Raw genomic sequence first — 23,854 nt, 5'->3', positions numbered from 1 at the left:
GCAGCGATACGAAAGCTTGGCGCCAGTTTCAATGACGATTTCGCGCCCGGGCCATCCCGCGTGTCGCGGCCAGCAGGGCAAGCAGCCCCAGAAGACCCGCTAGCGCGGCCCAGTCGCCGGTGCGCACGTAGATCGTGGGCGCCCCGCCCGCGGGCAGCGCCACGTCGATCCAGCCGGCCTGACCCAGCGGGATCTCTGCCAGGACCCGGCCCGCGGGATCGATCATCGCCGAGACGCCGGTGTTGGCGACCCGCACCATGGGAAGGTTCTGCTCGACCGCGCGCATGCGCGCCTGGGCCAGATGCTGGTAGGGCCCCGAGAACTCGCCGAACCAGGCGTCGTTGGTGATCTGAAGCAGGAAATCCGCCCGCCCCGGCGCGCCGGCCAGATCCTGCGGGAAGATCGCTTCATAGCAGATCAGTGGCAGCGCCACGCCAAGCCGTCCCAGGTCCAGAAGCTGCGGTCCCGGCCCCGGGCTGTAGCCATAGCCGTCGCGCGCGGCGTAGCTGCGCATCCCGACAAGCGTCGAAAGCTGGCCGAGGGGGATGTATTCCCCGAACGGAACAAGGTGATGCTTGTCGTAGATCGCAGAAATCGCGCCGCCGGCGCCGATGACGGCCAGCGCGTTGTAGGCCAGCTCCGCCGCGCGCCGTTGCACGCCGATCACGACCGGCGCATCCCCGGCCGCGGCGGCGATGTCCCGCAGGACCGGGTCCGCCTGTTCCAGCAGATAGGGGATCGCGGTCTCGGGCCAGACGATCAGGTCGGGGCGCGCCTGACCCGGCGCGGCGGGCGCGCCGGTGAAATCGATCTGACGGCGCACGAAGCCCACCGCCTTGTCGGGGTCCCACTTCTCGTGCTGGGGGGCGTTGGGCTGCACCAGACGAACGATCGGCCGCCCGTCGCCGCCCGGCCCCGGGGCCGGCAGGAACAGCGGGCCCGCACCCAGGAATAGGGCAAAGCCCACCGCCGCCGCCGCAAGCCGCCGCCACGCCATCGGCCGGGGCGGCGCGGCAAGGACAAGGGCGACAAGCGCCGCCAGCCCCAGCGTCAGAAAGCTCAGGCCATGGGGCCCGACGACGGCGGCCCAGCCGCGCGGGGTCGTTTCCGTCCAGACATAGCCGGGCAGCGCCCAGGGAAAGCCGGTCAGGACATAGGATCGCGCCAGTTCCGCAAGCGTCAGCGTCACCGCGAAGGCCAGCGCCTGACGCCGCTCGTCCCCGGGCGCGAGAAGACGCGCCGCGGCGAAGGCGGCGCCCCAGAACAGCGCAAGTCCGCCGGCAAGAAACACAAGCGCGAAGGGCGCCATCCAGGCATGGCGGGCGGCATCCACGAAGAAGGGCTCGACGATCCAGAACAGCGTGATCGCGAAATACCCCGCCCCGACCGCCCAGCCGGCGACCGCCGCCGCGCCCAGAGACGGCGCGGACAAAAGCGCAAGACAGGCCAGCGCGAAGCCCAGCAGCGACACCGGCACAAGCGAGAAGGGCACCTGTCCCAGACCGGCCAGGCCACCTGCGCCAAGCGCAAGCGCGAATCGGACCCGCCCGGACGACGCCCCGATCCGTTCGGACCGCCGGCGCCCAAGAGGCGCCGGCGGCGCCTCAGGCATCGGCATGCTTGCCCTTCACGCGCACGCGAAGCCGCTTGATCTTGCGTGGGTCGGCGTCGACGACCTCGAAGTCGGGACCGTCGGGGTGGTGGATCACCTCGCCCCGCGCGGGAACCCGACCCGCCAGCATGAAGACAAGGCCGCCAAGGGTGTCGATCTCTTCCTCGTCGTCCTTGTCGACCAGTTTCATGCCGACTTCGGCCTCGAACTCGTCCAGCGGCGCGCGGGCCTGGGCCAGGTAGCAGCCCGGGCTCTCCTCGGTCCAGAAGCGGTCCTCGCCGGTGTCGTGTTCGTCCTCGATTTCGCCGATGACCTGCTCGATCAGGTCCTCGATCGTCACCAGACCGTCGACCCCACCGTACTCGTCGATCACGAGCGCCATGTGCATCCGGTCGTTCTGCATCTTCTGCAGAAGCACGCCGATCGGCATCGATGGCGGCACGTAAAGCAACGGCCGCAACATCGAGCGCAGCGCGAAACGCCCGCTCGACCCGTTGAAGCCGTGGCTCAGCGCGAAGTCCTTCAGATGGACAAGGCCCATGGGTGTGTCGAGCGTGCCGTTATAGACAGGCAGACGCGTCATTCCGCTTTCGCGAAACTTCTCGACAAGGTCGTCCTTCTTGATGGTTACGGGCACGGCGACGATCTCGGCCTTCGGAAGCATCACGTCCTCGACGCGCATGCGACGCAGGTTGCCAAGCCCCGGAAGCCGGGCCACGCCATTCGCCTGGGCGGGCTCGGCGCTGTAGGCGCCCTCCCCAGTATCCGGTTCCGCCGTTCCGAAAAGCCGGGACCAGAAGCCCGGCCTGGTTCGGTTTTCGTCCTCGTCTTCGTCGATCCCGCTATGCAGCGCGCCCTGCGCTGCGATCGTAGATCCGTCCTGGCTGTCGCCCATCGTACCTTTCCAAATGCCGCGCCCGTCGGCGGGCGCGCGCTCAATATGGGTCGGGGACCCCCAGCGTGGCAAGTATCTCGACCTCGAGACCTTCCATCAATTCCGCATCTTTCGGGCGCGTGTGGTCGTAGCCCAACAGATGAAGGGTGGCATGGACCAGCAGATGGGCCACGTGATCCTCGAACGGCCTGGCGGCCTCGGCCGCCTCGCGCAGACAGGTTTCATGGGCGATGGCGATGTCGCCAAGCGTGTCCTCCCCCGCCTCGGGTGGTCGCGGCACGGCGCCGTCTTCGTCGGCGCCGCGGTCCTCGGAGGGCCAGGACAGCACATTCGTCGGCTGCGGCTTGCCGCGGAAATCGGCGTTTAGCGCGGCGATGCGCGCATCGTCGCAGGCGAGCACCGCCACTTCGAGGTCGCCGCCGATGCCCAGATGCCCGAACGTCGCCGCGACCGCGCGAAGGGCCAGCGCCTCAAGCGCGGCGGCGTCCCAGTCGCCGCCCTCGACCAGCACCTCGACCTGCGCGGCCACGGGCCTCAGGCCTCGGAATCGGCGTCGTAGGCTTCGATGATCTTCGCCACCAGCGGATGGCGGACGACGTCCTTCGAGGTGAAGTAGTTGAAGCTGATGCTGTCGATGCTTTTCAGCAGACGCTCGGCGTCGGCAAGGCCACTGGCCACGCCGCGCGGCAGGTCGACCTGGCTGCGGTCGCCGGTGATGACCATGCGGCTGCCCTCGCCCAGGCGGGTAAGGAACATCTTCATCTGCATGGTCGTTGCGTTCTGCGCCTCGTCGAGCACGACGAAGGCGTTCGAAAGTGTCCGGCCCCGCATGAAGGCCAGCGGCGCGATCTCGATCCGCTTGTCCTCGATCAGCTTCTGCACCTGCTTCGACGGCAGGAAGTCGTTCAGCGCGTCGTAGAGCGGCTGCATGTAGGGATCGATCTTGTCCTTCATGTCGCCGGGCAGGAAGCCCAGACGTTCGCCGGCCTCGACCGCCGGGCGGCTGAGGACGATACGGTCGACATGCCCGCCGATGAACATCGAGACGCCCACCGCGACGGCGAGATAGGTCTTGCCGGTGCCGGCGGGGCCGATCCCGAAGGCGAGTTCGTTGGCGAAAAGCGCGCGGACATAGGCCTTCTGCGCCTCGGTCCGGGGTTCGACCAGCTTCTTGCGGGTGCGGATCTCGACCCGCCCGCCCTGGAACATCTCGAGCTGGTCGCCCGGGCGAAGCCCCGGATGCGCCGCCGGGCGCATGCCGGGCGGAACGCCCTGGCGCGCCCCGGCCCCACCCATGCGGATTTCGCCGTCGATGTCGCCCGCCTCGATCGCGCGGCCGGATTCGAGCTTTGCGTAAAGCTCTTCCAGCACGGCGGCGGCCTGAGCGCGCGCGGTCTCGTCGCCCATCACCGACAGGCGGTTGCCGCGGCGCAGGATCTGGACGGAGAGTTGGTGCTCGATCCGGGCGAGGTTGCGGTCGTATTCGCCGCAGAGGTCTATCAGAAGCCGGTTGTCCGGGAACTCGAGCTGCGTTTCCGCAAGGTCGTCGGGGTGAGTCGTCGGGCCAAGGGCGCTGATAACCAAGGAGCTCTCCGGTTCGAGGGGTTTGCGCAGAAATGGTGCCTCGGAAGGCGGCATCGCGCAAGGGATAGTGTCGGTTGTCACGAAGATTTCGTGATGCCGGGGGCTCTGCCCCCGGACCCCCGAGGTATTTCCGGCCAGAAGAAACGCAACCGTGTGGCGCTGAGTTTCAGCCCGCGGCGAGATCCCCGCCAAGCGAGTTCGGTCCGCTTTCGACGATGCGCACCCGCCGCAGGTCGCCTTGCGCAATGCCCGGGGCGGCGACGTGGACGGCGTGCAGGTGGTCGGACTTGCCGACCATCTGGCCCGGCATGCGCCCGGCCTTTTCGAAGAGCACGCCGACCTCGCGGCCGACCATCGCATCCTGCGCGGCGCGCTGCTGGCGGGTGATCAGCGCCTGCAGGCGCCGGAGGCGATCATCCTTCGCGTCCTCGGGCACCTGCGCGCGCTCGGCCGCGGGGGTGCCGGGGCGTTCGGAATACTTGAAGGTGTAGGCCTGTCCGTAGCCCACCGCCTCGACCAGATCGAGCGTGGCCTGGAAATCGGCTTCGGTTTCCCCCGGGAACCCGACGATGAAGTCGCCCGACAACAGCAGGTCGGGCCGGGCGGCGCGGATGCGGTCGACGAGGCGGCGATAGGCCTCGGCGCCGTGCTTGCGGTTCATCGCCTTCAGCACGCGGTCCGATCCCGACTGCACCGGCAGGTGCAGATAGGGCATGAGCTTTTCGACCTCGCCATGGGCCGCGATCAGGTCGTCGCTCATGTCGTTGGGGTGCGAGGTGGTGTAGCGGATGCGCAGCAGACCGTCGATCCCGGCAAGGGCGCGGATCAGGCGGGCCAGCGTCCAGTCGGCGCCGTCTTCGCCCACCCCGTGGTAGGCGTTGACGTTCTGCCCCAGAAGCGTGATCTCGCGCACACCGCGATCGACCAGGTCGCGCGCCTCGGCAAGGACCTTCGCGGCGGGGCGGCTGACCTCGGCGCCGCGGGTGTAGGGCACGACGCAGAAGGCGCAGAACTTGTCGCAGCCTTCCTGCACGGTCAGGAAGGCCGTCGGTCCGCGCAGGGCCCTGGGGCGCGCCACGAGGTGATCGAACTTGTCCTCGGCCGGGAAATCGGTGTCGACCGCCGTTCCGCCGCGCGCAACCCGCGCCTCCATCTCGGCCAGGCGGTGATAGCTTTGCGGTCCGACGACGAGGTCGACGATGGGCTGGCGGCGCAGGATCTCTTCGCCCTCGGCCTGGGCCACGCAGCCGGCCACCGCGATCCTGAGGTCGGGCTTCGCCATCTTCAGAGGCTTCATGCGCCCAAGCTCGGAATAGACCTTTTCGGCCGCCTTCTCGCGGATGTGGCAGGTGTTGAGAAGGATCATGTCCGCCTCGTCGGCGCGATCGGTCTGGACATAGCCCTGCGCGCCCAGCGTCTCGGCCATGCGTTCGCTGTCATAGACGTTCATCTGACAGCCGTAGGTCTTGACGAAGAGCTTGCGCGTCGGTGCCATGACGGGCCGGTCCCCTGCCGCTTGACGATCCCGCGCCCTCTAGCGGATCGGGGCCCGCGCTGCAACGCTTGCGCGGGAAAACGCTTCGTGGAACGCTCGCAGGGATGGGGCAGATCGACGGCATCGACCACGGCGAGCTGACCGCGCTGACGTCAGGCGGACGCGCGGCGCTTGCGCGCGGGCCGGTCGCGCTGATCTTTGCCGAGGACGGGGCCGAGCTGGGCCGGACGGTCACGCATCACCTCGGGCTTGGCTTCTGCAGTCTGGTCCTGTTCGTGCCGCCGGGTCTGGCCATCCCGGACGAGGCGGCCAGGCCGGAGGTCACCACCGTCCGCTATCCGACGATGGCCGAGGGCGCGGTGCCCGCGGCCGTGAATGCCGTGATCGACGCGGCCCCCCCGGGCACCTGGCTTTACTGGGGCTACAACGCCGAGTTCCTGTTCTACCCCTTCTGCGACAGCCGCAGCGTCGCCGAGATGCTGGCCTTCCACGCCGAAGAGCGGCGCGACGCGATGGTGGCCTTCGTGATCGACCTTTACGCGCCCAACCTTGCGGCCGCGCCGGACGGGGTGTCGGTGGCCGAGGCGCATCTTGACCGGACAGGCTATCACGCGCTCGATCGCAAGGACCCCGGGAACAGCTGGAAGGCGAAGGAACGCCAGTTCGACTTCCACGGCGGCCTGCGCTGGCGCTTCGAGGAGCATGTCCCGCACGAACGGCGGCGGATCGACCGCGTGGCGCTTTTCCGGGCGCGACGCGGGCTGCGCCTGCGCCCGGACGCGACGCTGACGGACGAAGAGATGAACACCTATGCCTGCCCCTGGCACAACAACCTGACCGCGGCGGTCTGTTCGTTCCGCGCGGCCAGGGCGCTGCGGGCGATCCCGGGAAGCCGGGAGGCGATCGGGAGCTTCGTCTGGCCGAATTCTGTCCGCTTCGAGTGGGACCCGCAGCAGCTTCTCGACCTCGGGCTGATGGAGGCCGGCCAATGGTTCTGAGCCGGCGTCCGCTGTCGGTCGCGACCGTCGCTGCGGGGCTGGGCCCCTTCGAGTGCGGTCAGGTTGGACGCGCCGGGTCCGGGTGCACTCAGCTGCGGCGCAGGCGGATGACCACGTCGACCTTCGCCACTTCGGCGCCCGCGGGCGCCTTCGGCAGGCGCGCGATCTCGAGTTCGTCGGCAGGCGCGTCGGTCAGCGTCGCGGTGTCTTCCCAGTAGAAATGCGGGTGGTCGTCGATGCGCGTGTCGAAGTAGCTTTTCGACCCATCGACCGTGACCTCGCGCATCAGCCCCGCATCGCAGAACGCCTTGAGCGTGTTGTAGACCGTGGCCAGCGACACCCGCTCGCCGGCCTCGCGCGATGCCTCGAACAGGCTTTCGGCGGTGACGTGGCGGTTGAGCCCGTCGCCCACGAGAAGAGCCGCCAGCGACAGGCGCTGGCGGGTCGGGCGCAGGCCGGCGGCGGCCAGCCATTCCGTGCTGCGTTCCAGGGCCAGGGGCGTCATGGCTGGGCCTCGCGTGGTGTTACATTGCGACTGCCCCTTTGAAATCGTCCAGTTTGGCCCGAAAATCAAGGGCAAGGCGGGGTTTTCGCGGAGTTCGGCAGGCTTGCGTGTCCGCTTGCACGTTTGATAGAGGTGCCGAACCGGGAACCGGACAGAGAAAAACAAAGCGGGGGAGAATGGGCCAGTATCCGACCTATTTCGACAAGGAGGCCCTTCTGGCCTGCGCGCGGGGCGAGCTTTTCGGCCCCGGCAACGCGCAGCTGCCGCTGCCGCCCATGCTGATGATGGATCGTATCACCGAGATCTCGGATGATGGCGGCGCGCACGGCAAGGGTCATGTCGTGGCCGAGTTCGACATCACGCCCGAGCTGTGGTTCTTCGATTGCCACTTTCCCGGCAACCCGATCATGCCCGGCTGCCTTGGCCTTGACGGGCTGTGGCAGCTGACCGGGTTCAACCTCGGCTGGCGCGGCTGGCCCGGACGGGGCTATGCGCTGGGCGTGGGCGAGGTCAAGCTGACCGGGATGGTGCGGCCGGACCGGAAGATGCTGACCTATCACGTCGATTTCACCAAGGCGCTGCAGACACGCCGCCTGACCATGGGCGTCGCTGACGGACGGGTAGAGGCCGATGGCGAAATCATCTATCTGGTCAAGGACATGAAGGTCGCGCTGTCGGAAAGCTGACGGCCCCTACGAGGAAGGAACGCCATGCGTCGAGTCGTCATCACCGGGATCGGGATCATCTCGCCAATCGGCAACTCTGCCGCCGAGGTCGACGCGAGCCTTCGCGCCGGTCGCTCGGGCATCACCTTCGCCCCCGAATACGCCGAGAACGGCTTTCGCAGCCAGGTCCACGGCCGACCCGACATCGTTCTGGAAGACGTGATCGACAAGCGGCAGCTTCGCTTCATGGGGCCGGTCGCGGCCTATGCCTATCTGGCCATGGAACAGGCGGTCGCCGACAGCGGACTTGAGGAAAGCGACGTCTCGAACGAGCGCACCGGCCTCATCGCCGGCTCGGGCGGGCCCTCGACCTCGAACTTCTTCACCGCCTTCACCACGGTGAAGGAAAAGGGCGCGCCGAAGAAGATGGGGCCGTTCATGGTCACGCGCTGCATGTCGTCGACCGTGTCGGCCTGCCTTGCCACGCCCTTCAAGATCAAGGGTATCAACTATTCGATCACCTCGGCCTGCTCGACCAGCGCGCATTGCATCGGCAACGGGGTCGAACAGATCCAGATGGGCAAGCAGGACATCGTCTTCGCGGGCGGCGGCGAGGAAGTCGACTGGACGCTGTCCTGCCTGTTCGACGCGATGGGCGCGATGTCGTCGAAGTACAACGACGCCCCCACGACGGCGGCCCGGGCCTATGACGTGACGCGCGACGGGTTCGTGATCGGCGGTGGCGGTGGGATGGTCGTGCTCGAAGAGCTCGAGCACGCCAAGGCGCGCGGCGCGAAGATCTATGCCGAGGTCACCGGCTACGGCGCGACATCGGACGGCTATGACATGGTCGCCCCGTCGGGCGAAGGCGGCGAACGGGCGATGCGGCTTGCGATCTCGACGCTGGGGGACCGCACTGTCGACTACATCAACGCCCACGGCACCTCGACGCCCGTCGGCGACGTGACCGAAATCGAGGCGATCCGCCGCGTCTTCGGCCAGGATCACCCGCCGGTCAGCGCGACGAAGTCGATGACCGGCCATGCGCTGGGCGCGGCCGGCGTGCACGAGGCGATCTATTCGATCCTGATGATGCAGGGCGGCTACATCGCTCCCTCGATCAACGTGCACGACCTCGACCCGGCGCTCCGGCCCGAGGAAATCGTGACCGAGACGCGCAAGGCCACCCTTGATACGGTGATCTCGAACAGCTTCGGCTTCGGCGGCACCAACGCCTCGCTCGCCTTGTCGAAATACCACGGGTGAACGGCCATGCCTGACCTCCTGACCGGCAAACGCGGCCTCGTGATGGGGGTCGCCAACAATCACTCGATCGCCTGGGGCATCGCGCAGGCGCTCCATGCCGAGGGCGCCGAGCTTGCCTTCAGCTACCAGGGCGAGGCCTTCGGCAAGCGGGTCGGTCCGCTGGCCGAAAGCCTTGGGGGGTCGCCGCTCCTGATCGACGTCGACGTCACGAACGAGGACGAGCTTGACGCCTGTTTCGCCACGCTCGCGGACGAATGGGGCAGCCTCGACTTCGTGATCCACGCCATCGCGTTTTCCGACAAGGCCGAGCTGACCGGCCGGTTCATCAACACCACGAAGGCGAACTTCAAGACCTCGCTCGAGATCAGCTGCTACTCGCTCATCGACGTCGCCCGGCGGGCGCGCCCGCTGATGACCGCGGCCGGGGGCGGGTCGATCGTGACGCTGACCTACCTCGGGTCGAACCGGGTCACGCCCTACTACAACGTCATGGGCGTGGCCAAGGCGGCGCTGGAATCGTCGGTGCGCTATCTTGCCAATGACCTTGGCCCCGAAGGCATCCGCGTCAACGCGATCTCACCCGGGCCGATGCGAACCTTGGCGGGCGCCGCGATCGGGGGCGCGCGCAAGACCTTCAAGACGACCGAGATCAACGCGCCGTTGCGCGCCAACGCCACGCTCGAGGCGATCGGCGGCACCGCCGTCTACCTGACCTCGGCCCAGGGCGCCTGCACCACGGGCGAGATCATCGTGGTCGACGGCGGGTACCACGTGCTCGGAATGCCGCAACCCGAGAACCTCTGACGCGACCGCTTCAGGCGATCTCGACGAGTTCCACCTCGAACGTCAGCGCCTTGCCGGCGAGCGGATGGTTGGCGTCAAGCATCAGCTCGCTCTCGGTCCGGCCGGCGACCGTGACGTTCATCACCTGTCCGCTCGAGGTCTGGACCTGAAGCTGGGTGCCGGTTTCGGTCGGGATGTGATCCGGAACCGAGGCAAGCGGCACCGCCTGCACGCGCGAGGCGTCGTGCTCGCCATAGGCCTCGTCCGGCTCGACCCGGACACTGCGGGTTTCGCCGACCGCCATCCCGGTCACGCCGGAATCGAGGCCGGGGATGACCTCGCCCGAGCCCAGGGTGAATTCCAGGGGCTGGCGCCCTTCGGATGTGTCGAAGACGGTGCCATCGTCCAGGGTGCCGGTGTAATGGAGGCGAAGCTTGTCGCCCGGCTTGGCCTGCGTCATTGAATCCTCCGATCTGTCTTGGGTGAATTTGCCAAGGCCGCTGACGCGCGGGTGCTTGGTCGCGATGCCCTCGAAGCTGCCAAGGCAGGCAGGGGAAGTAAACCCCGTCTTCTTCTCTTTCTCAAATACTCCGGGGGGGTCCCCGCCCCGACGGGGACGGGGGCAGCGCCCCCCAACCGTCCTCACAATCCCGTGCGGCGCCGTTCGGGCGCCTCGCCGGGGCGCCGGGCACAGACTAGTCTTTCCGCCATGACGCTGTCTTCCCTTACCCGCCGCATGGTCCTTGCCGGGCTCGGCGCGGCCCTTGCCGCGCGCCCCGGCAGCGCCGCCGCCGGCTATGGCCCCGCACTCGACCGGGCCCGCGCGCTTGACCAGCTCAACGCGATCGTCATCTCGGCCGATGGCCGGATCGTCGAGGCCGAGGCCTTTCGCGGCCCCGCCCTTGACCGCGCGGTCAACGTCAAATCCGTCTCGAAGACGATCGTCGCGGCGCTGACGGGCATCGCAATCGACACCGGCGCGCTGCCGGGGCCGGGGGCGACGCTGGCCGAGGTCGCGCCTGATCTCATCCCCGCAGGCGCCGATCCGCGCGTTGGCGCCATCACCCTGGCCGATCTACTGACCATGCAGGCGGGCCTCGAACGCACCTCGGGGCGCAACTACGGCCCCTGGGTTCAAAGCCGCGACTGGGTGGCCTTTGCGCTGTCGCGCCCCATGGTGGGGGTGCCGGGACAGGGGATGCTCTATTCCACCGGCAGCTACCATGTCCTTGGCGCGGTGCTGACCGAGGTCTCGGGCCAAAGCCTTCTCGACCTGTCGCGCACCGGCCTTGGCCGCCCTCTGGGCATCGAGATCCCGCCCTGGACGCGCGATCCGCAGGGCCGCTTCATGGGTGGCAACGAGATGGCTCTGTCGCCATTGGCGCTGATACGCTTCGGCGAGGCGTTCCGGCAGGGCGGCGCCCTCGACGGCGTCCGGGTTGTGAGCGCGGACTGGGTCACGCAGTCCTTCACCGCGCGCACGCGTTCGAACTTCTCGGGGCACGACTACGGCTATGGCTGGTTCCTGCTGCGCGCGGGTCGGCACGACGTGGCCTATGCCCGGGGATACGGCGGGCAGATGCTCTATGTCGTCCCGTCGCTCGGCCTCACCGTTGCCGTGACCTCGGACCCGACCCGCCCGGCGCGGTCCGCAGGCCACGCGGGCGACCTCAACGCCCTTCTGACCGATCTGATCGTGCCCGCAGCCGAGGCCGCGCGCAGCTAGCTCAGGCGCCCGCGGCGTCGGGGGACGGCGTCATCAGCCCCATCGCCGCACCGGTCGGATCCTCGAGGATGGCGATGCGCCCGGTGCCGGGGATCTCGAACGGCTCGCGGATCACCTTGCCGCCCGCGGCCGCCGTCGCCTTGGCCGCCGCATCCACGTCGTCGACGGCGAAATAGCTGAACCAGTGCGGCGGAACATGCGCCATCGTCCCCATCCCCGACATGTCCATCATGCCGGCCACCGGCCTGCCCTGCCGGATGGCAAGGTGATAGTCGCCATCTTCGCCCATTGGCATGCTTTGCCAGGTCCAGCCGCAGACCTGGCCGTAATAGGCCTTGGCCGTTTCGACGTCCCGGGTCATCAGTTCGGTCCACCAGACCGCGCCGTGATGGTCCGACATTCCGCAGTCCTCCCTGTCAACGATACTGCCGCAGTCTAGCACGATTCGACCCGGGGGCGGCCTTTCCCTTGCCCGGCGGCTGTGCAAGGGTCCGGCCATGACGATCCGCGCCGCAATCTTCGATGCCTATGGCACCCTTTTCGACGTCGCCTCGGCGGCCCGCCGCGCCGCGGCCGAGCCCGGCAACGAGGCGCTCGCCGAGGCCTGGCCGAAGCTGGCCGAATTCTGGCGCCAGAAGCAGCTGAGCTACACCTGGCTGCGCACGATCCTGGGCGAACATACCGATTTCTGGCAGGTGACGCAGGACGGTCTGGACTGGACGCTGGCCGCCCTGGGTCTTGACGATCCCCGCCTGCGCGACCGGCTTCTGGCGCTTTACCGCGAGCTTGACGCCTATCCCGAGGTCCCCGCCATGCTGCGGGCGCTGAAGGGCGAGGGGATGACGACCGCGATCCTGTCGAACGGTGCGCCTGACATGCTGGCGTCGGCGGTGGCTTCGGCCGGGATCGGGCTGCATCTCGACGCGGTCCTGTCGGTCGAGGAGGTCGGGGTCTTCAAGCCCGACGCGCGCGTCTACAAGCTGGTCGAGGCCCGGCTGGGCGTGCACCCGTCCGACGTCCTGTTCGTCTCGTCGAACGGCTGGGACGCCGCCGGAGCCGCGCATTTCGGCTTCCGCACCGCCTGGGTCAACCGCGCGGGCGAGCCGCCCGACCGCCTGCCGGGCCGGCCCGAGCGGATCCTGCGCGACCTGTCGGACATTCCCCAATTGGCGCGGAGCCTGTGATGCCGCGCTTCGCCTCCTTCGACGGCACCCGTCTGCACTACGACGACACGGGCGGCGGCGGGCTGCCGCTTCTGTGCCTGCCCGGCCTCACCCGGAACGGGCGCGACTTCGACTACGTCGCCCCGCACCTTGCGGACCAGCGTGTGATCCGGCTTGACGCGCGCGGGCGCGGGCTGTCGGATCGCGCCGACCCGGCGACCTACACTGTCGAGACCGAGACGCGCGATGTCCTTGCCCTGCTCGACCATCTGGGTCTTCGCAGGGTGGCGATCCTCGGTACGTCGCGCGGCGGCCTCGTCGCCATGGTCCTTGCGGCTAGCGCGAAAGACCGGCTGATCGGCGTCTGCCTCAACGACATCGGGCCCGAACTCGACCCGCGCGGACTGGCCGCGATCCGCAGCTACGTCGGGACCGACCCGGGCTTTCCCGATCTCGAGACGGCGGCGAAGGCCCGCGCCGCGCTTTTCCCCGAGTTCACCGGGGTTCCCGACAGCCGCTGGCGCGACGAGGTGCGTCACAACTTCGTCGAAACGCCCGAGGGCCTGCACATCGCCTACGACCCCGCGCTTGCCGCCACCTTCAACCAGGCCGACGGGGCCGCGCCGGCGCCCGATCTCTGGCCGCTCTTCGACGCGCTTCAGGGGCTGCCGCTTGCCCTGATCCGGGGCGCGCGCTCGTCGCTGCTGTCGGCGGAAACCGCCGCGCGCATGACGGCGCGGCGCCCCGACATGATCGTGGCCACCGTGCCCGGACGCGGCCACGTCCCCTTCCTGGACGAGCCCGAGGCGCTGGCCGCCCTTCATGCCTGGATCGAGGCCCTGCAATGACCTTCGACGACATCGCTGCCGCCGCCCTGCGCCTGAAGGGCCATGCCCGGGTGACCCCGCTTCTGACCTCGCCGTTCCTAGACCGGATCGCCGGCCGGCGCGTGCTGGTAAAGGCCGAAGCCCTGCAGAAGACCGGATCGTTCAAGTACCGGGGCGCCCGGTCGGCCCTGTCGGCGATGGACCCCGCGACGCGGCGGCACGGCGTGATCGCCTATTCCTCGGGCAACCACGCGCAGGGGGTGGCGCAGGCGGCCGCCGAATTCGGCGTGCCCGCGGTCATCGTCATGCCCAAGGACGCGCCCGAGGTGAAGGTCGCCAACACCCGCGCGCTGGGGGCCGAGGTGATCCTTTACGACCGCGCGCTCGACGACCGCGACAGCCTGGGCGCGACCCTTGCGGCCGAGCGTGGCCTGACTCTGGTCAAGCCCTTCGACGACCCGATGGTCATCGCGGGACAGGGCACGACGGGCCTCGAAATCGCCGATCAGGCCGCCGCCGAAGGGGTGACCCGGGCCGATGTCCTTGTCTGCTGCGGGGGCGGCGGGCTGACCTCGGGAATCGCGCTGGCGCTCGAGGGGCGCGCGCCAGGGCTGCGCGCCCGTCCGGTGGAACCCCGGGACTTCGACGATGTCGCCCGCTCGTTGGCCTCCGGCCGGATCGAGCGGAACGAGCGCAACGGCGGGTCGCTCTGCGACGCGATCGTGACGCCGGCCCCGGGCCAGCTGACATTCCCGATCATGGCCCGCCTCTGCGGCCCCGGCCTTGCCGTCAGCGACGACGAGGCGCTGCGCGCCATGGCCGCCGCCTTTGCGCGCCTCCGCATCGTCCTCGAACCGGGCGGGGCCGTGGCGCTGGCCGCGGCGCTTTACCGTCCCGACGAAGTCGAGGGCGACGCCGTGATCGTGGTGGCGTCGGGCGGAAACGTCGACTGGACGGTCTTCCGCCGCGCGGTCGACAGCTGGGGCGACGGCAGCTGAGAGGGCGGACGCCCGAGGTAACGCGGCAGGGGCCGTCCGCCCCTCTCCCACCTGCCCCTAGGATACGTGACGGCCAATCGAAACCGGCGCCCTCGCCCCGTCTTGCCCTTCCCCGCCCCCCGCGCTAGCCAACGCCCATGGCCAAGCTCTATTTCCACTACTCGACCATGAACGCGGGCAAGTCGACGCTGCTTCTGCAGGCGTCCTACAACTACCGCGAGCGGGGGATGGAGACCTATCTGATGAACGCGGCCGTCGACGGGCGGGTGGGCGGGGGCCGCGTCGGGTCGCGCATCGGCATCTCGGCCAGCGCCGACACCTTCGCCCCGGGCGAGGATCTCTACCAGAAGATCGGCCGCCGCCTGAAGCAGGGACCGGTCGCCTGCGTCTTCATCGACGAGGCGCAGTTTCTCGAGAAGGCGCAGGTCTGGCAGCTTGCCCGCGCGGTCGATGACCTTGACGTGCCGGTCATGTGCTATGGGCTGCGCGTCGATTTCCGGGGCGAGCTTTTCCCCGGCTCGGCCGCCCTTCTGGCGCTGGCCGACGAGATGCGCGAGGCGCGCACCATCTGCCACTGCGGCAAGAAGGCGACCATGGTCGTCCGGCTCAACGAGGATGGCAAGGCCCTGACCGAAGGCGCCCAGGTCCAGATCGGAGGGAACGAGACCTACGTTTCGCTGTGCCGCCGGCACTGGCGCGAAGCCGTCGGCGACCGGACCCCCGAATGACGCCCCAATGACGCCCCGATGACGCAACTGTCCGCCCGGGTGCAGACCCTTTCGGTCGGCGCGGCCTATGCCGCGGCGGGGTTCTTCTGGGGCGCTCTCGCGGCCTCGGCCCCGGCCGTGCAGGCGCGCGCCGGCCTCGATCCGGCGGGCTACGGTCTTGCCCTGGGCGTGATGACGCTGGCGGCCCTTCCCGTGATGCAGGTCTTCGGCCGGCGCGTCGGTCTGATCCGCCCGTGGGCGATTCCCGCCTGCATGCTGTCCTTCGCGCTGGGCACCGCGGCACTGGCGGTGGCGCCGGGTCTTCCGGGACTGATCCTTGCCTTCGCGATCCTCGGCGCGGCCTCGGGGGCGCTCGACATCTCGCTCAATTCCCGCATCGCGCGGATCGAGGAAGACACGGGCGGGCGACTGTTCAACCGGATGCACGCGGTCTTTCCCCTTGCCATGCTGGGCGCAAGCGCGGGCGCGGGCTGGTTGCGGGGCGAAGGCGTCGGGCTGGCAGCGATCTTCGGCGGCGTGACGCTGATCCTCGTGGCCTCGGCCTCGATCGAACGCGTCTGCGGACGTCACCAGACGCCGGACGCGCTTCCCGCCCGGCGCGGCACGGCATCCCTGCGGGGCGTGGCGCTGCTTTTCGGGGTGATGGCCGCCTGCTCGGCGTTCCAGGAATCCTCGTCGAACAGCTGGGCCGCGATCTTCCTAGAAACCGTGCGAGGGGCGGCGCCCGCGCTTTCGGGCCTGGCGCCCGCGGCCTTCGTTCTGGGTCTGGCGCTGGGGCGGCTCGCCGCCCACGAACTCGAGGCACGGCTGACCGCGCGCGGCACCGTCACGCTGGCGGCCTGCCTTGCCCTGCCCGCCTTCGCGCTTCTGCCCCATGCCGGGCCGGTCTGGCTGCTTCTGGCGCTGTTTCTCGTGGCGGGCATGGGCGTCGGCCCGATCGAGCCGGCGGTCTTTCGCGCTGTCGCACGCGGCGCCGATCCGGCGCGGCGCGGTCCGATGCTCGCCACCGTGACCAGCGTGGCCTACATGGGGTATCTGCTGTCGCCGCCGATCCTTGGGCAGATCTCGACCCAGTTCGGATGGACCGCGATGTGGGGAACCGCAGCCGTCGCCGCGGGCCTGGTCGCGGCCCTGAGCCGGGTTCGGCCGGCCTCGGGTCAGACCGGGTTGGGGGGCTGACGCCCTTCGACCACGGCTTCGGCATTGGCCAGCGCCATGAAGCCCATCGCCTCGCGCACTTCGAGGGCGGCCGTGCCGAGATGCGGCAGAAGGACCGCGTTCTCGCACTCGGTCAGGCCCGGCGCAAGCTCGGGCTCGCGCTCGTAGACGTCAAGCCCCGCCCCGGCAATCGTGCCGTCCTTGAGCGCGGTCACCAGTGCCGCCTCGTCGACCACGTCGCCGCGTGCAATGTTCACCAGATAGCTGCGCGGGCCAAGCGCCCGAAGCTCGGCCGGCCCGATCAGGTGCTTCGTTTCGGGCGTGGCCGGCACCGCGAGAACGGCGATGTCAGCGCTTTGCAGAAGGTCGGTCAGGCTGTCGATCTGCATCCCCGGCACATGCGGGTCGGTGATCTGGCTGCGGTTGTAATAGATCACCTCCATCTCGAAGCCGAAGTGGCACCGCCGCGCGATGGCCTTGCCGATCCGCCCCATGCCGATGATGCCGACAGTCCGGCCGGTGACATGGGTTCCCAGCAGCTGCGTCGGGGCCCAGCCGCGCCACTGGCCGGCGCGCACCCGCCGCTCGCCCTCGCCCGCGCGGCGGCAGACCATCAGGATCAGCGTCAGGGCGATGTCGGCGGTGGCATCGGTGACCGCACCGGGGGTGTTCGTGACGATCAGGCCCGCAGACTTCGCGGCGGCGACGTCGATGTGGTTGTAGCCAACCCCGAAATTCGCCAGCACCTTGCAGCGGTGCGGCCCGCCATCGAAGGCGCGGCCCCGGAACCCGTCGCCCAGCGTGGGCAGGATCGCGTCGTAAGTTGCAAGGGCGGCCGCGGCCTCGGCCTCGGTCAGGGGGGCGGCCTTGTCGTGAAGCGTCACGTCGAAGTGCGCGCGCGCCCGGTCCAGCACCGCTTCGGGCAGGGCGCGGGTGATGAGAAGCGTCGGTTTCAATACATCCTCCCTCCGACCGGCACCGTATGGCCCGGCCCGATCAGCACCACCTCGCCCTCCTCGTCCGGCACGCCAAGGACAAGGACCTCGGACAGGAACTTGCCGATCTGGCGCGGCGGAAAGTTGACCACCGCAAGGACCTGTCGCCCCGGCAGGTCCTCGACGCGGTAGTGTCGCGTGATCTGGGCCGAGGACTTCTTCTCGCCGATCCCTGGCCCGAAATCGACCCAAAGCTTGATCGCGGGCTTGCGCGCCTCGGGAAAGGGTTCAGCCCTTGTGATCCGCCCGACACGGATGTCGACCTTGAGGAACTCATCAAAGGTGATAGTCATTGCGCAAGCTCCCGGCTGCGATCGGCTGCGGCCTTCACCGCGCGGCGCAGAAGGGCGGGAAAGCCGACCTCCTCGTCCATCAGGACCTCGAGCGCGGCCTGGGTCGTCCCGTTCGGGCTGGTGACGTTCACGCGCAACTGCGCGGGCGTCTCCGCGGCCGCCTCGGCCAGCGCGCCGGCCCCCGCGACCGTGGCCTTCGCCAGCCGCATCGCCATCTCGGGCGGCAGCCCTTCGGCCACGCCGGCCGCCGCCAGCGTCTCGATCAGGTGAAACACATAGGCCGGCCCCGAGCCCGAGACCGCGGTGACCGCATCCATCTGCCCCTCGTCGTCCAGCCGGACCGTCTGCCCGATCGCGGCAAGCAGCGCCTCGGCCATCGCCATCTGCGCGTCCGTCACCCGCGCGTTGCCGACAAGCGCCGTGATGCCCCGGCCGATCGCGGCGGGCGTGTTCGGCATGGCGCGCACCACCGGGGTGTCCGCGCCCATCACCTCTTCGAAGCGCGCGATGCGGGTTCCGGCGGCAATCGATATCACCACCGTGCGCCCGCCGCCCAGCCGGGCCGCGCCGGGCAGCGCCGCGCCCATCATCTGCGGCTTGACCGCGACAACAAGCACCGCCGGGGCCTCGGGCACGTCGTCGTTCAGATGGATGCCGCCCATTCCCCGAAGCCAGTCCGACGGCGCCGGCTCGATCACCCAGACCCGGGCAGGATCAAGCCCGCGGTCGAGCCAGCCCCGAAGCATCGCCGACCCCATCTTGCCGCAGCCCAGAAGCACCAGCCCCCGGTCGCCCACCTCGCCGAAATCCACCCTCTGGTCCCCCTCGAAACGCAAAGGCCCGCAGCACCCCGCGGGCCTTTCTTCTTGGTGATAAATATCCTCGCCGAAGGCAAGCCGCTACAGGCGGCTTTCGGCGCGAAGCGCCTCAGGCGGTGCCGTAGGCCTCGGCGATGGCGACCTTCATCGCATCCTGCGGCGACTTGTCGGCCCAGGCGACAAGCTGGAACGCCGGATAGAACCGCTCGGCGGTCAGAACGGCGGCGTTGATCAGCGTGTCGATCTGCTCGGGCCCGGCGATCTGTCCGCCGGCAAGCACAAGGCCGTAGCGCCAGACCATCAGCCGCTGCGCGTGCCAATAGGTGAAGGCCCCCGCCCAGCAGCTGTCGTTCACGCAGTTCAACGTTTCGTAAAGCGCGGCAAGCTTGTCCTCGGGCGGCTCCATCTCGAAGGTGCAGATCAGCCGCAGCGTCTCGTCGTGCGGCGACCAGGCCAGCGTGATCGAATAGGTCCGCCACTGCCCCTCGACAGCCATCGCGATCTGGTCGTCGCCCACCCGGTCGAAGTCCCAGTCGTGGTGTTCGGCGATGTGCTCGACGATGTCGATGGGGTGTAGGTCGTCGGTCGAGAAGTACTGCTCGGAAAGCGACATGCGCGGCCTCATGGGTTATAGCTTTACGGGCGTCGAGGCCCACAAAGCTTGGGTGCCTGCTCAAGGATCGGCGTTTCGTCACCCGTATCCTTACTAGATATGGTGTGCGCAAAGGGGGGGTCTGTAAAGGGGGAATTCAGGACCGCCGCGGTTTTTTTCGTGCGACGCGCGCCGCCGCAGAGACCGGGCGCCATCGGAAAAGCGCAGATGTTCACGCGGGGCTGAGGCGCGGCGTCTGCCACGCCGTCGCGTCTGGGTGCGTTCTTTATGAAGGTGCACGCGCAGCCGGAATCGCGCGCCCGGCCGTCCCCGGGTCAGTTCGCCTTGCCAGCGGCGGCTTCCAGCGCGGCAAGGCGCGCGGACAGCGCCTCGTTCTCTTCGCGGGCCTTCTGCGCCATGGCGCGGACGGCGTCGAACTCCTCACGCGTGACGAAATCGCGCTCGGCAAGCCAGCGGTCGATCATGCCCCTGAACGCGGTCTCGGCTTCGTCCTTGGCACCCTGCGCCACGCCCATGGCGTTGGTCATCAGTTGCGACAGGTCGTCGAGGATCTTGTTGCGGGTCTGCATGGCTCGTCCCTTCCGGTTTCCCCTGCTATATGGCCTTCGAACCGCCACGTGCAAGCACCCCGCGAAAGCACCCCGCACACGCGCCCCGTCGACCCCGTTGACATTGCCCCCGGCCCGGGTCCACTCAGCCCATGCTCTTCGCCATACCCTTTCCCGAGATCTCGCCCGAGCTCTTCTCGATCGAGATCGGCGACTTCACCTTCGCGCTGCGCTGGTACGCATTGGCCTACATCGCCGCGGTCCTGGTCGGCTGGACGATCATCACCCGGGCGGTGAAGACCCCGCGGCTTTTCCTGAACGAGGCGCCCACGATGACGCCCCAGCAGGTCGAAGAGATGGTGACCGGCATCATCGTCGGCATCATCGTCGGCGGGCGGCTTGGCTTCGTGCTGTTCTACCAGCCCGCCTACTACCTTGCGAACCCGCTCGAGATCCTGAAGGTCTGGCAGGGCGGCATGTCCTTCCACGGCGGTTTTCTGGGCGTGGTCGTGGCGGGGCTTCTCTTCTGCCGCCGCCACGGGCTTTCGATCCTTGGCGTGGGGGACCTTCTTGCGCTGGGCACGCCGCTTGGGCTGATGTTCGGGCGGTTGTCGAACTTCATCAACGGCGAGCTCTGGGGACGGCCGACCGATCTGCCCTGGGGCGTGATCTTTCCCGGCCCACGCGCGCAGGATTGCCCCGGCGTGATCGAGGGGTTCTGCGCCCGCCACCCCTCGCAGCTGTATCAGGCGGGGCTCGAGGGGCTTGCGCTGGCGCTTGTGCTGTTCTGGCTTGTCTGGCGTCGGGGCTGGCTGAAGACACCGGGCGCGGTCATGGGCATGTTCCTTGCGGGCTATGGGGCAGCGCGGTTCTTCGTCGAGTTCTTCCGCGTCGCGGACGAGCAGTTCATTACCCCCGGCAACCCGCTTGGCCATGTCCTGAGCCTTGGGCCGCTGGGCGTGACCATGGGCCAGCTTCTGTCGCTGCCGATGATCGCGGCCGGGCTCTGGCTGATCGCACGGGCGCGACCAGGCGGGCGGACGAAGGCGGCATGACCGCGCTGGCTGACCGCCTTCGGGCCCGCATCGCCGCCACGGGGCCGCTCAGCATCGCCGAGTTCATGGTCGAATGCCTTCTTGACCCGCGCGACGGCTACTATACCACGCGCGATCCCCTGGGCGCGGCGGGCGATTTTGTCACCGCGCCCGAGATCAGTCAGATGTTCGGCGAATGCCTGGGGCTGGCACTGGCGCAGGCCTGGCTTGACCGGGGCGCGCCCGCGCCCTTCGCTTTGGCCGAGCTTGGTCCCGGACGCGGCACGCTGATGGCCGACATCCTGCGCACCACGGCGCGTGTGCCGGGGTTCCATGCCGGGCTGCGCCTGCATCTGGTCGAGGTCTCGCCCGCGTTGCGGGCTGTCCAGGCCAAGCGGCTGGGCGACGCGGACCCGACCTGGCACGCCGATGTCACGACCCTGCCGGACCTGCCGCTGTTCCTTGTGGCCAACGAATTCTTCGACGCTCTTCCGGTGCGCCAGTTCCTGCGCGCCGGCGCGGGCTGGCGCGAACGGGTCGTGGGCCTGGTCGAGGGCCGTCTTTCCTTCGGCCTGACCGACGCCGCCCCTGTGGCGGCCCTTGCCCCGCGCCTGTCCGACACCGCCGAGGGCGACATGGTCGCTCTGTGCCCCTCGGCCGCCGCCATCACCGGCGAGATCGGCCAGCGGATCGCCGCCGCGGGGGGCGTGGCACTGATCGTCGACTACGGCGACTGGGGCGGGACCGGCGACACGTTCCAGGCCGTGCAGGCGCACCGCAAGGTTGACCCCCTTGCCTGCCCGGGCGAGGCCGATCTGACCGCCCATGTCGATTTCTCCGCTCTCGCCGCCGCGGCAGCCCCGGCCCTGGCCACGCGCCCCGTCCCCCAGGGTGTCCTGCTCGAACGGCTGGGCATAACCGCGCGCGCCCAAGCCCTGGCGCGCGGCATGGAGGCGGGTCCGGGGCGGGACGCGCACATCGCCGCGCATCGGCGCTTGACGCACCCCGACGAAATGGGGAGCCTGTTTCAGGCCATCGCCCTTCATTCCCGCGGAACGCCGCCGCCCCCCGGGTTCGACACATGACGCTTGAGATCCTCACCAGCGACGATCTGCGCGGAATCCGCCACGGCTTCTTCACCCGCCGCGGCGGCGCGTCCTCGGGGATATTCGAGGGGCTCAACTGCGGCTTCGGATCGACCGACCAGTCCGAGATGGTGGCGATCAACCGGATCCGAGTGGCCGAGGCGATGGGCGTTACGCCTTCCAATCTGCAGACCGTCTTTCAGATCCACTCCGCGCGCGCCGTGACGCTTGACGCGCCTTGTGAGGGGCCAGCCCCACAGGCCGACGCCATGGTCACTGCCACCCCGGGTCTCGCGCTGGCCGTGCTTGCCGCCGATTGCCAGCCGGTGCTCTTCGCAGACCGCGAGGCCGGCGTGATCGGCGCTGCGCACGCCGGCTGGAAGGGCGCCCTTGACGGTGTGCTCGAGGCGACGCTCGATGCGATGGAAACGCTTGGCGCGCGGCGCGGAAGGACGGCGGCAGTGATCGGCCCGACGATCAGCCAGCGCTGCTACGAGGTCGGCCCCGAGTTCTTCGAGCGGTTCCGCGACGACGATCCCGACAGCACCAGCTTCTTCACCCATGGGGATGGCGACCGGATGCTGTTCGACCTTCCGGGCTACGGTCTGCACCGCCTGCGGCAAGGCGGCGTGGGTCAGGCAAGCTGGACCCGTCATTGCACCTATTCCGATCCCGCGCGGTTCTATTCCTACCGCCGCAGCGTTCATGCCCGGGAAGCGGACTACGGGCGTCTGATTTCGGTCATCCGGCTGTGACCGGCGACGCGTGACGGAGCGCCAACGGGGCGGGAAATCACCGCCTGCCTGCCTGTATTGCGCCACAATCGGCCGACACACTGTTCCCGATCCGGCAACAAGCCGTCAGATATGGAGCAGTGACATGGCGATGAAGAAACGCTGGCTCGCGGCGCTGGAAGAAGCCGCCCTTCGAGAAACCGTGCGCTTGCCCTGGGCACGTGGGGACCGGAGCCGACCGGCGGACACCGACCCGTCGTGCAACGACGGCGGGGCCGAAGGCGCGCCGGCCTAAGCGCTGACCTAAGCGCTGGCCTGTTCATCGACCCCCGATTCGCGCCAATGTGGCGCAAAAGGGGCCATCGGCACCAGCCCGGAAACAAACCGGAGGGAGCGTCCCGGATTGCTCTGACCGCTTCGATCAATCCAAGGCATTCTTTGACAGCCTCATTGGCGACGTGCGACAGTCCACTCGTCTCTCTGCAGTTTTCGGTGGGGGCCGGTGCAGATGTGACCAGACCGTGAGGACTGATCGCATGAGTTATAGCCGCCCCGAGTCCGGGCTTCGCCTTGGCGAAGCCAGCCGGCAACCTGCCGCCCCCAGCGATATCTGGCAGGCCGGCGAGGTCGTCCGCCGCACGCCGCGCAGCCTGCCGCTTGCCCGCCGGTACGAGATCGACTGGCTGACACCCGAGGGGGACACGAAAAGCCGGATCGAGATCGCCGCGGCGCTTCCCGCCTTTGAAGAGGCTTTCTCGGCGTTCGCGCATGGCGTGCCGTTTCTGACCACCGAGGGCGAGATCGCAGTCGAGGACCTTCTGCCAGGCATGACGCTGATCTGCGGCAACGGGGCCGAAACGCGGCTTCTGTGGAAAGGGGCGATCACGTTGGTGCCGGGCGCCCCCAGTGCCAGCGGCGAGCCCCCGCGCCTGACGCGCGTGACGGCCGACAGTTTCGGTCCCGGCCGACCGGCGCGCGATCTGCTTTTCGGCCCGGCCGCGCGCCGCCTGGTTCGCGGCGCAGAGGTGCGGGCCCGGTGCGGCTGCGAGGCGGCCCTCCAGCGCCTTGACGCCGATGTGGACGGCGACGCGGTGATCGCGGTTTCGCCGGTGCAGCCGGTGCGCGTCTATCATCTGCTGGCCGAAGGCCATGCCACGATCCTTGCCGGCGGCGTCGAGGTCGAGACCTATCACCCGGCCCCCGACCATGCCCTGAGCCTTAGCGCCGAGATGCGCGCGGTCTTCCTGACGCTTTTTCCGCACCTCGACCGGGCGATGGGCTTCGGGCGGACCCTCTGGCCGCGCCTCGCCGAGGCCGACGACCTGCCCTGA

The 23,854-nt window shown here is 69.0% G+C and carries 28 protein-coding genes; 15 read left to right on the top strand and 13 right to left on the bottom strand.

Annotated elements, in window-relative coordinates:
- Nucleotides 1-28: 28 nt before the first annotated feature.
- From lnt to miaB, 5 genes are all read right to left on the bottom strand, one after another.
- Nucleotides 29-1,618, bottom strand: coding sequence for an apolipoprotein N-acyltransferase (gene lnt, locus ACRDNQ_RS12345; RefSeq protein ID WP_431828950.1), 1,590 nt, complete (start codon nucleotides 1,616-1,618; stop codon nucleotides 29-31).
- The gene (locus ACRDNQ_RS12340) at nucleotides 1,605-2,507 is read right to left on the bottom strand and encodes a hemolysin family protein (protein WP_431828949.1); all 903 of its coding nucleotides are present in this window, start codon (nucleotides 2,505-2,507) and stop codon (nucleotides 1,605-1,607) included. Before ACRDNQ_RS12340 ends, lnt begins: the two co-directional genes overlap by 14 nt.
- A gap of 40 nt (nucleotides 2,508-2,547) precedes the next feature.
- The gene (ybeY, locus tag ACRDNQ_RS12335) at nucleotides 2,548-3,036 is read right to left on the bottom strand and encodes an rRNA maturation RNase YbeY (protein ID WP_431828948.1); all 489 of its coding nucleotides are present in this window, start codon (nucleotides 3,034-3,036) and stop codon (nucleotides 2,548-2,550) included.
- A 5-nt stretch (nucleotides 3,037-3,041) separates the two neighbouring features.
- Complete coding sequence (locus tag ACRDNQ_RS12330; RefSeq protein WP_431828947.1) at nucleotides 3,042-4,091, bottom strand: PhoH family protein; 1,050 nt, start codon at nucleotides 4,089-4,091, stop codon at nucleotides 3,042-3,044.
- Nucleotides 4,092-4,257: 166 nt separating this feature from the next.
- Entirely contained in the window at nucleotides 4,258-5,586 is a 1,329-nt protein-coding gene (miaB, locus tag ACRDNQ_RS12325) for a tRNA (N6-isopentenyl adenosine(37)-C2)-methylthiotransferase MiaB (protein ID WP_431828946.1), read from the bottom strand.
- 122 nt (nucleotides 5,587-5,708) lie between these two features.
- Between miaB and ACRDNQ_RS12320 the strand changes: the two genes are divergently transcribed.
- Entirely contained in the window at nucleotides 5,709-6,584 is an 876-nt protein-coding gene (locus tag ACRDNQ_RS12320) for a glycosyltransferase family protein (protein WP_431829121.1), read from the top strand.
- A gap of 88 nt (nucleotides 6,585-6,672) precedes the next feature.
- Here ACRDNQ_RS12320 and irrA read toward each other — a convergent pair whose 3' ends face one another.
- Nucleotides 6,673-7,089: an iron response transcriptional regulator IrrA gene (gene irrA / locus ACRDNQ_RS12315; RefSeq protein WP_431828945.1), complete on the bottom strand. Its 417-nt coding sequence runs from the start codon at nucleotides 7,087-7,089 to the stop codon at nucleotides 6,673-6,675.
- Nucleotides 7,090-7,265: 176 nt separating this feature from the next.
- Between irrA and fabA the strand changes: the two genes are divergently transcribed.
- From fabA to ACRDNQ_RS12300, 3 genes are read left to right on the top strand one after another with little or no spacing between them, the layout of a single operon-like run.
- Complete coding sequence (gene fabA / locus ACRDNQ_RS12310) at nucleotides 7,266-7,775, top strand: bifunctional 3-hydroxydecanoyl-ACP dehydratase/trans-2-decenoyl-ACP isomerase (RefSeq protein WP_431828944.1); 510 nt, start codon at nucleotides 7,266-7,268, stop codon at nucleotides 7,773-7,775.
- A gap of 24 nt (nucleotides 7,776-7,799) precedes the next feature.
- On the top strand, nucleotides 7,800-9,020 hold the full coding sequence (gene fabB / locus ACRDNQ_RS12305) for a beta-ketoacyl-ACP synthase I (protein ID WP_431828943.1): 1,221 nt from the start codon (nucleotides 7,800-7,802) through the stop codon (nucleotides 9,018-9,020).
- Between the two features lie 6 nt (nucleotides 9,021-9,026).
- Nucleotides 9,027-9,824 carry an enoyl-ACP reductase FabI gene (locus ACRDNQ_RS12300; protein ID WP_431828942.1) on the top strand — a complete coding sequence of 266 codons (798 nt, stop codon included), beginning with the start codon at nucleotides 9,027-9,029 and terminating at the stop codon, nucleotides 9,822-9,824.
- A gap of 10 nt (nucleotides 9,825-9,834) precedes the next feature.
- Here ACRDNQ_RS12300 and ACRDNQ_RS12295 read toward each other — a convergent pair whose 3' ends face one another.
- The gene (locus ACRDNQ_RS12295) at nucleotides 9,835-10,263 is read right to left on the bottom strand and encodes an FKBP-type peptidyl-prolyl cis-trans isomerase (protein ID WP_431828941.1); all 429 of its coding nucleotides are present in this window, start codon (nucleotides 10,261-10,263) and stop codon (nucleotides 9,835-9,837) included.
- A 249-nt stretch (nucleotides 10,264-10,512) separates the two neighbouring features.
- On the opposite strand from ACRDNQ_RS12295, the gene ACRDNQ_RS12290 reads away from it, so the two are divergent.
- Nucleotides 10,513-11,529 (top strand): serine hydrolase domain-containing protein, encoded by a 1,017-nt coding sequence (locus ACRDNQ_RS12290; RefSeq protein ID WP_431828940.1) that lies wholly within the window; start codon nucleotides 10,513-10,515, stop codon nucleotides 11,527-11,529.
- 1 nt (nucleotide 11,530) lies between these two features.
- Here the strand turns inward: ACRDNQ_RS12290 and ACRDNQ_RS12285 are convergent, their stop codons facing one another.
- A complete protein-coding gene (locus tag ACRDNQ_RS12285) occupies nucleotides 11,531-11,929 on the bottom strand; it encodes a VOC family protein (protein WP_431828939.1) in 399 nt (132 codons plus the stop codon).
- A gap of 97 nt (nucleotides 11,930-12,026) precedes the next feature.
- On the opposite strand from ACRDNQ_RS12285, the gene ACRDNQ_RS12280 reads away from it, so the two are divergent.
- The 5 genes from ACRDNQ_RS12280 to ACRDNQ_RS12260 all read left to right on the top strand — a co-directional run bounded on the left by ACRDNQ_RS12280 (nucleotide 12,027) and on the right by ACRDNQ_RS12260 (nucleotide 16,424).
- Nucleotides 12,027-12,713 carry a haloacid dehalogenase type II gene (locus tag ACRDNQ_RS12280; protein WP_431828938.1) on the top strand — a complete coding sequence of 229 codons (687 nt, stop codon included), beginning with the start codon at nucleotides 12,027-12,029 and terminating at the stop codon, nucleotides 12,711-12,713.
- Nucleotides 12,713-13,540, top strand: coding sequence for an alpha/beta fold hydrolase (locus tag ACRDNQ_RS12275; protein WP_431828937.1), 828 nt, complete (start codon nucleotides 12,713-12,715; stop codon nucleotides 13,538-13,540). Before ACRDNQ_RS12280 ends, ACRDNQ_RS12275 begins: the two co-directional genes overlap by 1 nt.
- Nucleotides 13,537-14,517, top strand: coding sequence for a threonine ammonia-lyase (locus tag ACRDNQ_RS12270; protein WP_431828936.1), 981 nt, complete (start codon nucleotides 13,537-13,539; stop codon nucleotides 14,515-14,517). The genes ACRDNQ_RS12275 and ACRDNQ_RS12270 overlap by 4 nt, the downstream gene beginning before the upstream one ends.
- Nucleotides 14,518-14,654: 137 nt before the next feature.
- The gene (locus tag ACRDNQ_RS12265; RefSeq protein WP_431828935.1) at nucleotides 14,655-15,245 is read left to right on the top strand and encodes a thymidine kinase; all 591 of its coding nucleotides are present in this window, start codon (nucleotides 14,655-14,657) and stop codon (nucleotides 15,243-15,245) included.
- 18 nt (nucleotides 15,246-15,263) lie between these two features.
- On the top strand, nucleotides 15,264-16,424 hold the full coding sequence (locus ACRDNQ_RS12260; protein ID WP_431828934.1) for an MFS transporter: 1,161 nt from the start codon (nucleotides 15,264-15,266) through the stop codon (nucleotides 16,422-16,424).
- Here ACRDNQ_RS12260 and ACRDNQ_RS12255 read toward each other — a convergent pair.
- The 5 genes from ACRDNQ_RS12255 to ACRDNQ_RS12235 form a co-directional block, all read right to left on the bottom strand.
- Nucleotides 16,403-17,359, bottom strand: coding sequence for a 2-hydroxyacid dehydrogenase (locus tag ACRDNQ_RS12255; protein ID WP_431828933.1), 957 nt, complete (start codon nucleotides 17,357-17,359; stop codon nucleotides 16,403-16,405). The genes ACRDNQ_RS12260 and ACRDNQ_RS12255 overlap by 22 nt on opposite strands.
- Entirely contained in the window at nucleotides 17,356-17,691 is a 336-nt protein-coding gene (locus ACRDNQ_RS12250; protein ID WP_431828932.1) for a tRNA-binding protein, read from the bottom strand. The genes ACRDNQ_RS12255 and ACRDNQ_RS12250 overlap by 4 nt, the downstream gene beginning before the upstream one ends.
- Nucleotides 17,688-18,503 (bottom strand): pyrroline-5-carboxylate reductase, encoded by an 816-nt coding sequence (gene proC / locus ACRDNQ_RS12245; RefSeq protein WP_431828931.1) that lies wholly within the window; start codon nucleotides 18,501-18,503, stop codon nucleotides 17,688-17,690. Before proC ends, ACRDNQ_RS12250 begins: the two co-directional genes overlap by 4 nt.
- A gap of 115 nt (nucleotides 18,504-18,618) precedes the next feature.
- Nucleotides 18,619-19,122, bottom strand: coding sequence for a type III secretion system chaperone family protein (locus ACRDNQ_RS12240; protein ID WP_431828930.1), 504 nt, complete (start codon nucleotides 19,120-19,122; stop codon nucleotides 18,619-18,621).
- 314 nt (nucleotides 19,123-19,436) lie between these two features.
- Nucleotides 19,437-19,691 carry an accessory factor UbiK family protein gene (locus ACRDNQ_RS12235; protein ID WP_431828929.1) on the bottom strand — a complete coding sequence of 85 codons (255 nt, stop codon included), beginning with the start codon at nucleotides 19,689-19,691 and terminating at the stop codon, nucleotides 19,437-19,439.
- A gap of 131 nt (nucleotides 19,692-19,822) precedes the next feature.
- Here ACRDNQ_RS12235 and lgt point away from each other — a divergent pair, with 131 nt between their 5' ends.
- The 5 genes from lgt (at nucleotide 19,823) to ACRDNQ_RS12210 (ending at nucleotide 23,854) form a co-directional block, all read left to right on the top strand.
- Nucleotides 19,823-20,725 carry a prolipoprotein diacylglyceryl transferase gene (gene lgt / locus ACRDNQ_RS12230; RefSeq protein WP_431828928.1) on the top strand — a complete coding sequence of 301 codons (903 nt, stop codon included), beginning with the start codon at nucleotides 19,823-19,825 and terminating at the stop codon, nucleotides 20,723-20,725.
- Entirely contained in the window at nucleotides 20,722-21,789 is a 1,068-nt protein-coding gene (locus ACRDNQ_RS12225; RefSeq protein WP_431828927.1) for a class I SAM-dependent methyltransferase, read from the top strand. The genes lgt and ACRDNQ_RS12225 overlap by 4 nt, the downstream gene beginning before the upstream one ends.
- On the top strand, nucleotides 21,786-22,544 hold the full coding sequence (pgeF, locus tag ACRDNQ_RS12220; RefSeq protein ID WP_431828926.1) for a peptidoglycan editing factor PgeF: 759 nt from the start codon (nucleotides 21,786-21,788) through the stop codon (nucleotides 22,542-22,544). Before ACRDNQ_RS12225 ends, pgeF begins: the two co-directional genes overlap by 4 nt.
- Before the next feature lie 124 nt (nucleotides 22,545-22,668).
- Complete coding sequence (locus tag ACRDNQ_RS12215) at nucleotides 22,669-22,818, top strand: hypothetical protein (RefSeq protein ID WP_431828925.1); 150 nt, start codon at nucleotides 22,669-22,671, stop codon at nucleotides 22,816-22,818.
- A 241-nt stretch (nucleotides 22,819-23,059) separates the two neighbouring features.
- The gene (locus ACRDNQ_RS12210) at nucleotides 23,060-23,854 is read left to right on the top strand and encodes a Hint domain-containing protein (RefSeq protein ID WP_431828924.1); all 795 of its coding nucleotides are present in this window, start codon (nucleotides 23,060-23,062) and stop codon (nucleotides 23,852-23,854) included.

The sequence above is a fragment of the Saliniferula longa genome (genome assembly GCF_050789285.1).
In the GTDB taxonomy this organism is placed as follows: domain Bacteria; phylum Pseudomonadota; class Alphaproteobacteria; order Rhodobacterales; family Rhodobacteraceae; genus CAVPWP01.
This window is presented reverse-complemented; position numbering and strand designations above follow the sequence as displayed.